The sequence below is a fragment of the Acinetobacter sp. 12966 genome, from assembly GCF_031196995.1.
In the GTDB taxonomy this organism is placed as follows: domain Bacteria; phylum Pseudomonadota; class Gammaproteobacteria; order Pseudomonadales; family Moraxellaceae; genus Acinetobacter; species Acinetobacter geminorum.
In genome coordinates, this window is record NZ_JAVIMC010000010.1 from 114,237 (window position 1) to 130,050 (window position 15,814).

General features: G+C 38.4%; 12 protein-coding genes. All 12 read right to left on the minus strand.

From position 1 onward, the window contains the following. Nucleotides 1-12 precede the first annotated feature (12 nt). Complete coding sequence (locus RFW85_RS02260; protein ID WP_170248198.1) at nt 13-498, minus strand: molybdenum cofactor biosynthesis protein MoaE; 486 nt, start codon at nt 496-498, stop codon at nt 13-15. Between the two features lie 3 nt (nt 499-501). Next, nucleotides 502-756: a MoaD/ThiS family protein gene (locus tag RFW85_RS02265; RefSeq protein WP_170248197.1), complete on the minus strand. Its 255-nt coding sequence runs from the start codon at nt 754-756 to the stop codon at nt 502-504. Then, complete coding sequence (moaA, locus tag RFW85_RS02270; RefSeq protein ID WP_170248196.1) at nt 757-1,797, minus strand: GTP 3',8-cyclase MoaA; 1,041 nt, start codon at nt 1,795-1,797, stop codon at nt 757-759. A 226-nt stretch (nt 1,798-2,023) separates the two neighbouring features. Next, on the minus strand, nt 2,024-4,297 hold the full coding sequence (locus RFW85_RS02275) for a molybdopterin-dependent oxidoreductase (protein ID WP_170248195.1): 2,274 nt from the start codon (nt 4,295-4,297) through the stop codon (nt 2,024-2,026). Nucleotides 4,298-4,680: 383 nt separating this feature from the next. Further along, nucleotides 4,681-5,469, minus strand: coding sequence for a hypothetical protein (locus RFW85_RS02280; RefSeq protein WP_170248194.1), 789 nt, complete (start codon nt 5,467-5,469; stop codon nt 4,681-4,683). Between the two features lie 242 nt (nt 5,470-5,711). After that, complete coding sequence (locus RFW85_RS02285) at nt 5,712-6,098, minus strand: hypothetical protein (RefSeq protein ID WP_309171088.1); 387 nt, start codon at nt 6,096-6,098, stop codon at nt 5,712-5,714. 376 nt (nt 6,099-6,474) lie between these two features. Further along, entirely contained in the window at nt 6,475-7,260 is a 786-nt protein-coding gene (locus RFW85_RS02290; protein WP_235944466.1) for a hypothetical protein, read from the minus strand. A gap of 46 nt (nt 7,261-7,306) precedes the next feature. After that, nucleotides 7,307-8,083 carry a hypothetical protein gene (locus RFW85_RS02295; protein ID WP_309171089.1) on the minus strand — a complete coding sequence of 259 codons (777 nt, stop codon included), beginning with the start codon at nt 8,081-8,083 and terminating at the stop codon, nt 7,307-7,309. Between the two features lie 119 nt (nt 8,084-8,202). After that, a complete protein-coding gene (locus tag RFW85_RS02300) occupies nt 8,203-8,832 on the minus strand; it encodes a molybdenum cofactor guanylyltransferase (protein ID WP_057086238.1) in 630 nt (209 codons plus the stop codon). Then, a complete protein-coding gene (locus tag RFW85_RS02305; RefSeq protein WP_170248192.1) occupies nt 8,829-11,609 on the minus strand; it encodes a nitrate reductase in 2,781 nt (926 codons plus the stop codon). Before RFW85_RS02305 ends, RFW85_RS02300 begins: the two co-directional genes overlap by 4 nt. Before the next feature lie 18 nt (nt 11,610-11,627). Beyond that, complete coding sequence (gene nirD / locus RFW85_RS02310) at nt 11,628-13,250, minus strand: nitrite reductase small subunit NirD (protein WP_309171090.1); 1,623 nt, start codon at nt 13,248-13,250, stop codon at nt 11,628-11,630. Nucleotides 13,251-13,262: 12 nt separating this feature from the next. Then, a complete protein-coding gene (gene nirB / locus RFW85_RS02315) occupies nt 13,263-15,809 on the minus strand; it encodes a nitrite reductase large subunit NirB (protein ID WP_309171091.1) in 2,547 nt (848 codons plus the stop codon). Nucleotides 15,810-15,814 lie beyond the last annotated feature (5 nt).

The window sequence follows — 15,814 nt, forward strand, 5'->3', positions numbered from 1 at the left end:
GTCGTACTTATTTCAGTGTGAGTGTTCATGGCCGGCATGATGGTGATGCTTGTGTTCGTGCGGTGCATCCTTACGAATACAGCAGCCCTCTACATAATGACTCGTGCCATCTGTAAAGAACTCTTCTTTAAACACAGGAACTTCATGTTTTACCCGCTCAACCGCTTCTTCGCATGCTTGAAAAGCTTCACGGCGGTGGGCTGCATAAGCAATGGCAATGATTGCTGTTTCGCCAACATCTAAATATCCAATCCGATGAACTACTCGCACATAAGATACCTGATACTTTTTCTCAATTTCCAGTTCAATTTCACGTATCATTTTTTCAGAAAGCGGTTTATACGAGGTATATTTCAGCGCTTTAACAGCTTTACCTTCATGATGGTTACGAACCGTTCCCATAAAAATATCGATTCCACCACATTCAGGAAATGTTTCAATAGGATCAAAAATATCTAGGCTTAAAGCCTGCTCTTGTATACGGGCAAAATCTCGCATAGCTTAGCCTCCTGCAACTGGTGATAATAAAACCAAAGTACACGGCTCACTTAAGGCCGATTGTCTTGTTATGACATTATCGCCAACAGCACATGCACATTTTTCCATCGCCTGTGTACATGACGGGTGTAATGAAACAATTTCATCTAATACATCTTTAACTAAAATATGGCTTGGACAAACTAACGAAAGATCTTGAGGTAGCAATTTTTCAATTGCACCAAATGATTCGATTTTAATTTGAATAGATTGCTGCATTTATCCCCCAAGCATATGCATGCTGATTTTACGGGTTTGTTGATGTTGTAAGGCATGGAAACCTTTGGCTTTATGCCAGATATAAGGATGAACCAAATTCTTTAATTTTTGGATATACATACCATATTCTGGAGTATGTTGTTTGCTTACCAGCGTTTGAAGCTGAGGCTTAATATTTAAGCCTTGCGGCGCAAATAAACAGTTATATAGTTCGCCTTTTGCGGTAAGCCGTATACGGTCACATTGGTGGCAAAATGAATGCGTAATTGTGGAAATAATTCCTAAATGGTAGCTACCGTTAATTAGATATTGACGCGCTGGCTCATGTTGCTGCTCGATGACTTGTACCGAATAATACGGTTGCAATACCTGTAAAATTTCAGCCTCACTTACCACATCTTTATTTGACCAAAGTGCATCACCATCAAGCGGCATAAACTCGATAAAACGCAAAGGAATATGATGAGCAATTGACCATTTCACCATAGGTAAGATTTGATCATCATTTCTATCTTTCATTAACACGCAGTTAATTTTAAAAGGTAATCCTACTTCTTTTGCAGCTTGAATACCCTCAAGAACTGGTTCTAACTTTTTCTTAGTGAGTTCTTTAAATTGAATCGGATCTAGGCTATCTAGACTAATATTTAAATCATCTAGGCCAGCGTCTTTTAATTGCTGAGCGTACTTTGCAAGGTAATGACCATTGGTAGTCATCGATATACGTTTTAAACCTAAACTTTTTAAAGACTGTAGATCTCGAATGAAATGAACAACTCCTTGACGCATTAATGGTTCACCACCCGTAATGCGAATACTTTCGATACCTTGCTGCACCATAAAACTGCAAAACTGAAAGAGCGCTTCGAAACTAAGCAAATTCTGTTTATTTAACCATTCAGGATGCTCAGGCATGCAATATACACACTTAAAATTACAGCGATCAGTTACAGAAATTCGTAACTTACGCTTGATGCGTCCATATTGATCTTGCAGAAGACTTGGCGCAGTTTCAGAGTGATATTGTTTCATCATTTGCACTCATATCGAGAACAGTTCAAATATTGCGAGCACCGATTATGAACAATCAAATACAAAAAATTGCGCCTAAATAGTGCTTTGTTTATTATGCAAAATTTGTTCCAGCTCTACTTATCTTCCATAATATTTAACTTTTTATAGGTTTTTAACCGTACCTTCTCAAGAACAATTTAAAAATAAATCTCGAGATAGCGCGGTAAAATCTATGTTTTACTTGATTCTATTTCTAACACTTTTCTAGACGGATGGGTACATATTTATGGTACGGCGTTTTAGATAATGGATCACAATGTTCAGCAGAAATAAGTAAGTTTAATTGTGGCCCAATTGGTTCACCATTTTGAAATCGCATGCCATAACCATGTGGAAGTGATACAACACCTCTTCTCATCCCATCATCCAACTCAATAGCTACCTGAATTTCTCCATGTTTTGAAATACATTTAAGCTGACCACCTGCATCTACATTAAGCTGCCTCGCATCTTCAGGATGAATTCGTAAAGCACCTTCAGCATCTACTTTTCGCCAAGCAGGGTCACGGTAAATTTGATTAGCGTTATAACTACGTCGCTCACCCGACAAAAGGATGAAAGGAAATTCTTCAACATTCACCTCATGGCTTTTCAAGGTTGTGAGTTCGCTTAACATTTCGGGAATCGCAAGACGTACTTTCTTATCTTTATAAGCAACCAATTTCCAGACTTCATCATATTCATGTTGTGATAAAACCATACCTGAACGTTGCTTTAATATCTGCTCAAATAATTTGACACCTTGTGTTAATGGATTACCTTTATAACCTGCACGACGTACCGCGTTGGTGTGTAACACAGCATATTGAATAGACAGTGGCAATAAAAAAGCAACTGAAGCAGCCGAGTTTTCTAACTGCTTACCTAAAGTACGATAGATAATTGAAGCAGCAAAAGGAATATATTTTTTATGCCGTGCAAAAGTGAGTCCTAATGCTGACAAATACGGTAAATAAGCTGTTTTTTTAGAATCGACTGAAGCTATTTTTTCTAAAAGTGGAAAGCGTTTTGGAATCACCTGCATGGCTTCGAGTAATCGTGTATAAATTTCGGGTTCCGGCAAAGTATTCGCTTGAGCATTCAATACTGGATGTCTTAGGTGAAAGCCATTCTTAGGAAACTCAAGATTAAATCCCGTAAATTCCCATTTTTCAAACTGAGTGTGAGCCGGCAAAATGTAGTCTGCAATTCTCGCTGTTTCTGTCATAGCAACATCCACCACAACCAATAAATCTAATGCTTTAAAGGCTTCCTCAAAAGCTGGTGTATCAGGATAGGTTAATAGTGGATTACAACTATCTACAAACACAGCACGAATTCGCTTTTCCCCTGCTTTTAAGATTTCATCGGGTAAAATATTAGGCGGGAAAAATCCGGAAATCGGAAACATTTTATGGTAAACACTACGACGATATTTCGGCTTTCTTTCATCTGTATCGCTTAAGATTGGAATAAACATGGTATGCAAATTATTGGTACCTTGTTTTCCAAAGTTTCCAGTCAGTAAGTACAGTAGTTTTTCTAAATATCCGTTTAAGGTAGTATTTAAAGTATGTTGAATACCTAAATCAATACGTACACAGCCTCTTTTTGCCTTTGCAAAATCTCGAACGACTTGGTAAATCAAATCGACTGGAACATCAGCTTTGGCAATATAGTCTTCAATTGGAAATCGAATAAATGCTGTTTTTACATCGTCAAATCCTTGCGTATGTTGCTCAATAAATACTTCGTCATAAAGCTTTTCTTTAATAATGATCGCAATCATAGCCGACATTAAAAAAGCATCAGTCCCTGGTTTTAGCTGCACATGAATGTCTGCTTGTTTGGCCGTTTCGGTAACACGCGGGTCAAACACGACCATGGTTCGATTCGGATCTTTCTTAATATGTTTTAGGGTATCTCTTGCGTTAGGAATGCCATGGGCCTGAAAAGGATTTGTCCCAATGAAAAGTACATAATCTGCGTGTTCAACATCTTCTGTGGTATGGCAAGCCTGACTACCGAATAGGCGGCCATTGAGCCAGAAATCACCTGTTTTTTCTTGAGCAAGTGAGTTGTAGGCATAATAACTTTTCATGGCCAACAAAAGTTGTCGACCATACGCTGCGCCGAGGTGGTTGCCCTGACCACCGCCCCCAACAGAAGCAAAAGCAGTGCCGCCAAAAGTATCTCTAATCTGTACTAAACGATCAGCAATTTCTTGTATGGCTATATCCCAACTCACTTCTTGAAATGATCCATCAGGTTGACGTTTTAAAGGTGTAGTCAAACGGTCTGCATGTTGCTGGTAATGCTGTAATCTGGCAGCTTTTTGGCAAATGTAACCTTGAGAAAAAGGATGTTCGGGATCACCTTTAATTTTGACAAACTGGTTATCTTTAATTTCGACACTTAAACCGCAGTTTCTAGAACATAAGATACATGCGGTCACATCTGTTTTACTTTGCTGAGCTGCGTCCATCATTTTCTGGCTCCATTTATTTTTATACATCTGGCTAGAATGAAAATAACAAGTTCCAAAATAGAACTTAAACAATAAATAGTCAACCTCATAAAGATTAAAAATGTGGTTCACTCGGCCAATCGTTAAATGACAATTGATGTGAGATTTTTGACACATATTTCAGAATTTTAAAAAGAATTTATATATCAATCACAAATTTCAAATGAACTTAGGTATTACAATAATGAAAACAAACATGGAGATGATGCTGTTGCATTAATTCTAGCTTGGTTCACTAGTTTACATTTAGTTTGTAAGATTGAGTTTACCCCTATCCCATCTAAGGATGAGATAGAGTTAAAATTTGATAATTATGATGACTGGTTTAGTTCGGCTGGCTGGATTTAATATGAGCGCTCAGTTCGATCAACTCTAGAATATTGAGTTTCTGTTTCTGTCTTTTTTCGAGCTATAACTTCAAAATTTTGATATTGGGGGTTGTCTAAAGCATCAAGATAAATAATAGCGTATTTTAATTTCAGCTCATTATTAACATCAAAACAATCAGGGTAAGGTAAGCGGATACTAACGTTCTGTGGTTTAGATAATTTTTCAAATGTTTGATATTTAAATTGCTGGACAACCTCATCAGATTTTAAAACAGAAACTGAAACCTCTCTAGCAATAGCTCTACTATTATCTAAGCTAGCAGAAATAATAATATTTTTAAAACTTGAATCAGCTATCTTCGTACCGAACACATTATCTGGTCTTTCTTTAAAAACTCTTGGAACTGAAAAATGCCAAAATGGTTGAGCTTCGATAAGTTCTTTTCTTCTTTGAGTTTGGATTTGTTCCTTCGTTATATTTAAGTCATCAATTGTTGCCTCAGCTAACAATCTTTGTTGTTCAACACTATTTTGTAATTCTTGAGCCTGAAGGTTTAAAGCATGTGTATTTTGTTGTAACTCTCGACCTTGTTGCTTATATCCTAAATACAAAAATAAGAATGCTAAGGGTGCAAAAACACCAGCTAGAAAATCCCCCAATTCATTTGATGTAAGAAGAACTTTCTTTTCTGGATCAATAAAAATAAAAGCTAAGTTATAGCCTAAAATAAGTAAACCATAAATTAATGCCCCAAATATCCATGATTTAGAGAACGGTGTTTTTTGTGGTGTTGGATTCTGCATGGAATCATTTCTGCCTTATCATTAAGTTTAAAAAATCCACTAATTTAAAATGAGGTAATGAAACTGTTGGAACACTCCCCTTTGGTATCCGATTACCATAAGATTAGCCTCGTTATTATATAAAGTTATTGCAGGCTCACAAAATTGAATGCAGTTAGCCCGTATGACTAGTTTCACTCCGATCCCATCAACAGATAAGATAGAGCGAAATTTAGATGGCTATGATGATTGGTTTAGTCTTGTTATATGTTGGTAGTTTCTTCAGATTTCTCCCAGAAAATATGTGGAAAATTTTCAGGGATATGCGGAACTTCAATTGCAGTCACTCTAGGAAGGTTATGAATCCCGAAACTATAAATAAAATGAATATTTTCTTGAGAACCTAGCTTTGGAGGCTGCCAAAGTTTATAACTATCAACTTGTTGACTCAAAAAACACAACCTTAATTCTTCAGGCTTATATTCTAATTTTTCAGCTTTAAAATATTCAATCAATGAACTATTTACAAGCTCATATATATAAACCAATTCATCAACAAATCCTTCAGAAGCAATAGGCCTCAAATATGCAAGAACTCTTGGATTTCCATTTACACTGATACGAAAAATTGGAATTTCCCACCCCATCATATTTCTCCTAAATAGCTGGAATTTTTCAGCTTTAGTAATAAAAATTTAATAATTCAAAAATGAGATATAGCAACTCTTGTTTGAACAATAATTACCCTCTTGGATAATGGATTACCTGGGCTAATTCTTGTTACTGTACCCACTGTTATGCAGGCTATCAGAAATAAAAAAATTTTGCAGTAGACGAAAGAATGAAAACCAAGCCAATATTAATTGGATTAGTTATAAGCAATACCTCGTGTCATAACTAATTGAAAAAGGAGCTTATAAAATTGGGATACCCCTATCACATCTAAGGATGAGATAGAGTTAAATTTTGATGATTATGAGTGGTATCAAGAAAAAGGGGGTATTTGATTAATTTTTTGAGAAGAAACTATTTATAATCTCTTTTCACTATTCTGACGTTTACTTGGGCATCTTCATGCCCATCATATTCAAAAAATTTGACAACTAAAAGGTCTCTATATTTACTTCCGTATATATCGGAATATTTAACAACGAGATAAAACTCAACTGCACGTTGTTCAATTAATTCCTCAACATAATCAACATCTACGTAACAAACAATAGTTACAGTACCATCTTTCTTAATTTCATAAGTAGAATCTAACTGAATCATTTTATTACTGTCAGTAACAGTTATATGTTTTGCAACTTCACCCAAATTCTTAATTTCAAATATTAATCTAAGTACTTCTTCTGGTTCTTGAAATTCTGGAACACCATCAATCAGAATAGTATTACCTCCTTCTACCTCAAAGCTATATCGAACGTGATTAATTTCTAGAAAAGGTTTTGCTGCAAAATATTTAGCTTGAATTTCTTGCTGTTGAAAACTTACTAATTTAGATTGCTGTTCCACACTATTTTTAAGTTCTTCACATTGCTTATTAAAAGCTTCATTACTAATTTTTAGTTCTTTACCTTGTTGTAAATATCCTAAATAAAGGAAAAGGAAAGCTAATGGAGCAAATACACCAGCTAAAAAATCCCCTAGTTCATTCGAATTAAGAAGACGATTTTCTCCTTTACTGAATATTAAACATACGGTATGTATAACAACCAAACTTAGATAAATAACAACTACCCAAAAAGTCCATTTTTTGTAAAATACCCAAGTTTTATAGAATGGCTGTTTAGGTGGTACTGGGTTTTCCATGGAATTCATTACTCGTTAATTGATTAAAAATAGATCACTTATGTAATTAATAATAATTAGGATCATCTGTAAAGTTTTTATTATGCAACCATGAAATTGCATAAGGAACATTTAATTGAGGTAGTATTTGATTATGATCTATAGTGATTTTTAAAATTTGAATTCTTATTACATCAATTGCATCAGTATAAAAAAATTTTAAGTAAAGAACTGATATATCTTCCCTTTCATCAATGACATAGCGGGAATGAATGTTAAAATTAATATTTATTCCTTTTTCTAAATCAGTTGGTAAAAAATCAGCCCCTTCCCATACGAGTTGATTATTTACATAATCTTTTGAATACATTGTAAAAAGACTTCTGCATAGATTTCGACTATTTTTTAAATTAAATGAGAAAATAAAACATAGAGCACCATGAGTCTGTAATTGTTTAATTTCAAAATCTTTTACATGGAAATAGGGCTGAGCATTAATGATTTCTAATTCTGTTTGCCTCTTTTCTCTATCTATTAATAAATCTAATTCTTGTTGAGCCGTAATTGCTAAGCTTTTCTGTTGCGCCACACTATTAGATAATTCTTCTATTTGTAGACTTAATTCTTTGCCTTGTTGGTGATAACCATAAATTAGCCACATAAATACTAAAGGTGCAAAGAAGCCAGCTAAAAAATCTCCCCACTCATTTGGTCTTAAAGTTCTCATCCCCTTCACATCTAAAAGGCAATATAAAATAACCATTGCTAAGTACACTATCGTGAATATAAGCATATATGGGAATTTTGACTTTTCTTTAGTTTCTTCAATTTTATTGGTATCCACTACAATATTTTCCCGTAATGTAAAAAATGTAAATTAACAGAAATAAATATACTTATAAATAATGATTAATCTGATTAAATAAAATGCACCTTACTTTGTAAATTGATAGAATATAATGTCTAACTTGCTGTAAATATCTCTTTAAAAGCATTGATTTGTTTATATTGTTGGAGCTCATCCAAAGAGTTAATGCTATGAAAAAATAAGTTTTGTTTTTGAAATACGGCGACTTGTGCATGTAAAAGTTTAAAGCACTCTTTCAAACTTAATCGTTGTTTGTCAATTTGCTCTCGTATCGTAATCAGGCTTTCACGCTTTAATAAGCAAAATGGATATAAAGCATCTCCATTAATTGAAACATAGGCTGCCTGAGCTTGTTTATTTTTGCGTAGTGCGCTGTGTAATTTCGCAACGACTTGCGTAGGTATATACGTCACATCACAAGGAATAAACAAAACATAATCTGCTTTTACATGTGACCATGCGCTTTTCATGCCCATAAGTGGACCGAAAAAACCGGAAGCATCATCTTGAAAACACTTAATATCAGGCACAATACTTTGATAAATCGAATAATCACGATGACTATTTACCCAAATTTCAGATACAGATGACTTTAGTTTTTGATGAATTTTGAGTAGTTGCGTATCGCCATCAAATTGCTGTAACAGCTTATTTAAACCATTCATACGGCGGGCTTGTCCACCCGCCAAAATGACCAGATCAGTTACGGGATATCCCTTATTCACACTTCCACCTCTTGTTGGCAAACTTTAATCAAGCCACGAATCTCAGGTAAACATGAACCACAGTTCCCACCTGCTTTTAAACATGCAGTAACCTGTTTTTCATGGGTAATGTTTTGTGTTTTTATCACGTCGATAATTTTATTCTTACCTACTTTAAAACAACTACACACCAAAGGCCCATCATTATTAGTAGCCGACATTGGCATACCCGCAAGTAAAGCTTTTCGGTGCAAGGCGCTCAAACGTTCTCGTTTAAACAGACTCGCAACCCAATCACGATCTGGCAATAAATCTGGCGGTGCAATATATAAGCTTGCAATTACAATGCCATCTTTCAAAATAACACTATGGCTCAGTTGTGAAGAGATATCTTCAATACTTAACCATTCAAAAGTTTCATCGGCAAATGGTAAGAAATTTTTCAGGTTCTTTTGAGTATCATGAAAAGTTTGGCGGTCTGCAAGTTCATAACGGTTGGTTTTAACCATTTTGACCTTAGTCCACCATGCACAGTGATGTAGCGATTGTTGGATATGCGAATCATATCCTTCCCGAACATAGAGCACACCTTGCCAAGTGGTATAGAACGGCTGAATGGTGACAGGCGTATGTTTAAACTCAGGCTCGCCTGAAATTGCATCAACTTCTGGGTTAACCACTTTACCAATACGAGCGTCGGAGGCAACTTGTTCAGTCCAGTGAATCGGTGCAAAAATTTGCCCACGACGTACACCCGATGAGAATGTCACACGTAATACACAACTGCCCCACTTTGAACGAACTTCAACCAAACCTTGATCACGCACACCAAACTTTAACGCATCGCTCGGATGAATCTCACAGAATGGTTCTGCACGGTGACTGGTTAAGTTTGCTGACAAGCCAGTACGGGTCATAGTATGCCACTGATCACGAATACGGCCAGTGTTCAAAATGAGTGGATAGTCTTCTGAAACTGCATGAATCGGATCAATTGCGACCGTTGGAATCAGTTTTGCCTTCGCATTTTTATAGCTAAATTGGCCCTTGCCAAACAGTTGCTGAACGGCTTTAGCATCTTGGGTTTTATCCCACACTGGCCATTGTATAGGTTGCAAAGCATCGTACTCAGCAGTATTTAAGTTCATCAAACCTTTAAGGTTGAAATAACGAAAAATACTACTTTCTTCACGCGCATCTATATCTACATTATCTTGTGCAGATAGTGCGGCATGCTCATTAAAGATGTCACTAGGCCCAGCAAAGTCAAAACCATTAAAGCCTAATTTTTTCGCAACTTGGCTCACTAACCACCAGTCTGCTTTTGCTTCACCTGGAGCAGGTAGGAAAGCACGCTGACGAGAGATACGGCGTTCGGAGTTAGTTACAGTACCGTCTTTTTCTCCCCAACCTAAAGCAGGAAGTAAAATATCAGCATATGCTGTCGTATCTGTATCTGCACAAATATCTGACACCACGACCAGCTCGCATTTTTCTAATGCACGTTTGACTTGGTCTGCATCTGGCAAACTCACAACTGGATTAGTTGCCATAATCCAGATGGCTTTAATTTTTCCTGATTCAACAGCACGGAACAAATCAACTGCTTTTAAACCTGCTTGATTAGCAATAAATGGGCTATCCCAAAAGGTTTGCACGACTTTTTGATGCAGTGGGTTATCTAAGTCCATGTGAGCTGCTAGCATATTTGCCAAGCCACCCACTTCACGGCCGCCCATCGCATTGGGTTGGCCTGTCATTGAAAATGGTGCAGCACCAAGCTTTCCAATTTTGCCTGTTAGTAAATGGCAATTAATAATACTGTTGGCTTTATTTACGCCCTGACTTGATTGATTCACACCCATTGAAAATAGTGTTACCACTTTTTCAGTTTGAGCAAATTTCTCAAAGAACTGTTGCAGCTTATCGAGTGCAATTCCCGTACGCTTTGCTACATATTCAATATCGGCTTCTGGCTGACTGCTTGCCAAAACTCCTTGCAAACCTTCGGTATAAGCATCAACAAAAGCCTGATCGGCATGACCATTTTGATATAAGTATTGAAATAAGCCATTAAACAATGCGACATCTTGGCCCGGTAAAATCGGTAAATGTAAATCCGCTTGTTCACAGGTACTAGTAAAACGTGGGTCAATTACCACCACAAACATATCTGGATTTTGGCTTTTAGCCTGCATAATCCGCTGATATAGCACAGGATGGCACCATGCGGTATTAGAACCGACCAATACCACCATATCTGCATGTTCAAAATCTTCATAACTTGCAGGGACAATATCTTCACCGAAACTACGTTTGTGACCTGCCACCGCAGATGACATACAAAGTCGTGAATTGGTGTCGATATTTGCAGTGCCCAAATAGCCTTTTACAAACTTGTTCACCACATAATAGTCTTCAGTCAAAAGCTGACCTGAAACATAAAATGCAATGCTGTCACGACCATATTGGTCGATACAAGATTGGAATTTATCAGCGATCTTGTTAATTGCCGCATCCCATGTGGTTACAGTCCGATGTGGCTTACGACCAAACATCGGTTGAAGTAGACGTGTTTCTAACCCCAAAGTATCCGCAAGTCGGCTACCTTTAATACATAAGCGTCCAAAGTTGGAAGGATGCTCAGCATCCCCCTCAACTTGCACCACAGGTCCTTGAGGTTTTTGTTGGACGTTTACGCTAACACCACAGCCCACCCCACAATATGGACATGTTGTTTTGATTGTTTTTGCAACATGATCGGAGCTATCGATTTCAACGCTTGGAATACTATTCATAACTGCTCCTTTCCCTATTTAGCCTGCATTTTTTAATGCAAAATCTCGACCAAATAGCAGTTTATTTCTGAATGAAGAAACAGGTGTTTGGTCTGCAATTAACTCTGCATACCACATGCCATCTTCGGTATCACCAAACAATACTGCACCGATTACTCGATCGCTTTGAATGATAATACGCTTATAAATCTGGCGTTTTTCATCGTTCAGGATAATGTCTTCATAATCATCTTTCGGCTCAAAGTTACCCGCCGAGAATACATCGACTCCACTCACCTTTAACTGAGTCGGTACGGTCGGAGCTTTAAAAGTTAAGCTGCCGTGTTCTGCCAAATGGGTCGCGCAAATAAAAGCTTGGCCCCATAGTGGCTCAACCAAACCAAAAGTTTGACCACGATGTTCAATACACTCACCCACTGCATAAATACTTGGGTCAAATGTTTGCATGGTGTCATTTACCAATACACCACGATTGCAACGTAATCCTGCACTTTGTGCCAAAGCAATATTCGGACGGATACCCACAGCGAACACCACAAGGTCAGTATCTAACACTATGCCATCTTTCAAACGGATTTGCTTCACATGACCGTTTTCATCACCAATTAACGCTTCTGTATTTGCTTCGGTAATAATATGAATACCTTTTTGCTCAATACTATGACGAAGTAAATGACTTGCACGCCCATCAAGTTGACGCTCCATGATGCGATCCATCAAATGCAACACAGTCACATTCATACCGCGTTGTTTTAAACCGTACGCCGCTTCTAAACCGAGTAAACCGCCACCAATCACCACTGCATTGGTTTTTGAATCGCAGTATTCAATCATGGTGTTGACGTCATAAATATCGCGGAAAGTTAACACACCCTTTAAGTCAACACCTTGAACTGGTGGAATAAATGGTGCCGAACCTGTTGCCAGGATCAAACGATCATAATCAACTGTCTGGCCTTTTTCGGTGTAAACCACTTTACGTGGGCGATCAATTTTTACGGCTTTATCACCGGCAATAAATTTAATGCCTTTATCGTCATACCACTTTGGTGGATGCAACATAATGTCTTCAATGGTTTTTTCACCCGATAAAACCGGAGACAACATAATACGGTTATAGTTACCCCATGGTTCTTCACCAATCACCGTAACTTCATAACGATCTGGTGCCATATCAAGTAAATCTTCCAGACAACGCATCCCTGCCAAACCATTCCCGATCAACACCAGTTTAAGTTTGTCTTGTGATACACCTGTATTGGTAATATAAGTTTTCTGCGGCACCGCATTGACCCAAACACGGCCATCAACAATTTTGCTCGGGTAAACCGCCAATTTTTGGTCTTTATCTTCTAAACAACGGCCCGTTGCCAAACTAAAATGTTGTTTATAGATTGGCGATGCAATGACACGCTCACCTTGTAAATCTCCGATAATGCCGCGGCTCATGACATTCGCTTGGCTAAACGGATCTTTATTACTCAGCACGTAAACACGTTTTTCATGTCCTACACGGAAAATCGCAACAGCCTGTCCAGCCACGAGCGCACCCGCGCCAGTGTTTGGGGTTAAATCATCGAGCGCACACACATCAATCCATTGATCATCAGGAAGCATATTTTTGTCTTGTACAATATTCATAGAAACTCTCCTTTATGCTTCAACCATTGGAATACGGTCTTCTGAACGTTCAGCTTCAGTTAATGGGCGGATTTGACCACGTTCAGTTGTAAATTGAATGTGCGGATCAGCCTGTTCATTTGCACCTGCGTTGATATACGTTTGGAAGCGTTTGCGAACTTCAGGATTTTCCACCGCAGTACGCCATTCGTCTTGATATGTACCAATAATATGTTCCATACGGCGCTCAAGCTCGGCAGCCAAACCAAGTGAATCATCCACAACTACAGATTTAAGGTAATCTAAGCCACCTTCCATGTTGTCGCGCCATACACTCGTACGTTGTAAACGGTCTGCTGTTTGGATGTAGAACATATAGAAACGGTCGATGTAACGGATGAGTGTTGCTTTATCAAGGTCAGATGCAAGTAACTCTGCATGACGTGGTTTCATACCACCATTACCACATACATAAAGGTTCCAACCTTTTTCGGTCGCAATAATACCAACGTCTTTACCTTGTGCTTCCGCACACTCACGAGTACAGCCAGACACGGCCATTTTTAATTTATGCGGTGAACGTAAACCTTTGTAGCGGTTTTCAAGCTCAATCGCTAAACCAACTGAGTTATCTACCCCGTAACGGCACCAAGTGCTACCTACACAAGATTTCACTGTACGCAATGATTTACCGTAAGCATGACCAGACTCGAAGCCCGCAGCATTCAGCTCTTCCCAAATGAATGGAAGCTCATGAACTTGGGCACCGAACATGTCAACGCGTTGACCGCCAGTAATTTTGGTATATAGGTTATATTTCTTCGCGATTTGACCAATGGCAATCAAACCATCCGGAGTCACTTCACCACCTGCCATACGCGGTACAACCGAGTAAGAACCGTCTTTTTGGATGTTACCTAAATAGTAGTCATTACTGTCTTGTAAGCCTGCGTGGCTTGGCTCAAGGACGAAATCATTCCAGCAAGATGCCAAAATATTTGCGGCAGCAGGTTTACAGATATCGCACCCTAAACCATGACCATGTTGATGAATCAAATCATCGAATGTCTTAATTTCATTGACACGGACCAAGTGATACAACTCTTGACGCGAGTACGGGAAGTGTTCGCAAATGTGGTTGTTGACAGTCACACCTTGACGTTGCAACTCAGACTTCAACACTTGTGTCACTAATGGTGCACAACCACCACATGCGGTTGCTGCTTTGGTGCATTTCTTTAATGCACCTAAAGAGGTCGAACCATCACTAATCGCTTGGCAAATGTCTGCTTTTGATACGTTGTTACACGAACAGATCGTTGCGCTGTCTGGAAGTAAATCCACACCGCTACCACTAGACTTACCTGCTGATTGTTCAAAGCCCGGCATGATCAAGCTTTCAGGTACTTCAGGTAAAGCCAGACCATTTAACATCATTTGTAAAAGGTCGTTGTACTCTTTCACATCGCCCACCAAAACTGCGCCAAGCAATTTTGTTTTCTCAGCATTTACAACAATCTTTTTATAAACCAGTGCATGCTCATCTGCATAGAAATAGCTTAATGCACCCGGAGTCATGGCATGTGCATCACCTACAGAAGCAACATCAACACCCATCAACTTCAACTTAGTGCTCATGTCTGCACCAGCAAAGCAATGACATTCTTCATTTAAAATGTGTTTTGCTGCAATACGTGCCATGTCATAGCCCGGTGCAACCAAGCCATAAATTTTGTTTTGCCAAAGCGCACATTCACCAATGGCATAAATGTTTTGATCTGACGTTTGGCAGTAATCATTAATGACAATACCGCCACGTTCACCAATCGCCAGGCCACTGTTGCGTGCAAGTTCATCACGTGGACGGATCCCCGCAGAGAATAAAATGACATCTGCTTCAAGCTCGCTACCATCTGCAAATTTCATTACATGTGTAGTGCTGTTGCCACATTCGATAGATTGCGTCGCTTTTTGTGTATGAACTTTTACACCTAAATCTTCAATTTTGCGGCGTAGAACTTTACCACCTAGGTCATCAATTTGAACCGCCATTAAACGTGGAGCAAACTCAACAACATGTGTTTCTAAATCTAAATCACGTAATGCTTTGGCTGCCTCAAGTCCAAGTAAACCACCACCGATGACCACACCTGTTTTAGCGTTTAAACTTGCTGCACGAATCGCGTCTAAGTCTTCAATGGTACGGTAAACAAAGCAGTTTTCACGGTTATTACCCGGAATTGGTGGAACGAACGCATACGAACCCGTAGCTAACACCAATTTGTCATAGCTGATAACATCACCATGATTAGTGGTGACTGTTTGTGCAGTCGTATCAATCGCCACTGCTTTAGTATTTAAACGCAGGTCAATGCCATACGCATCGGCAAAATCAAAACGTGCTAAAGATAAATCTTTTGCTGATTTCCCAGAGAAATATTCTGTCAAATGTACACGGTCATACGCGATACGAGGTTCTTCCGCGAGAATCGTGATTTCCAGTTCATCATCTGCTTTTTCTAAAATGGCTTCGATGAATTTGTGGCCCACCATACCATGACCAATCATTACCAATTTCATAGTGT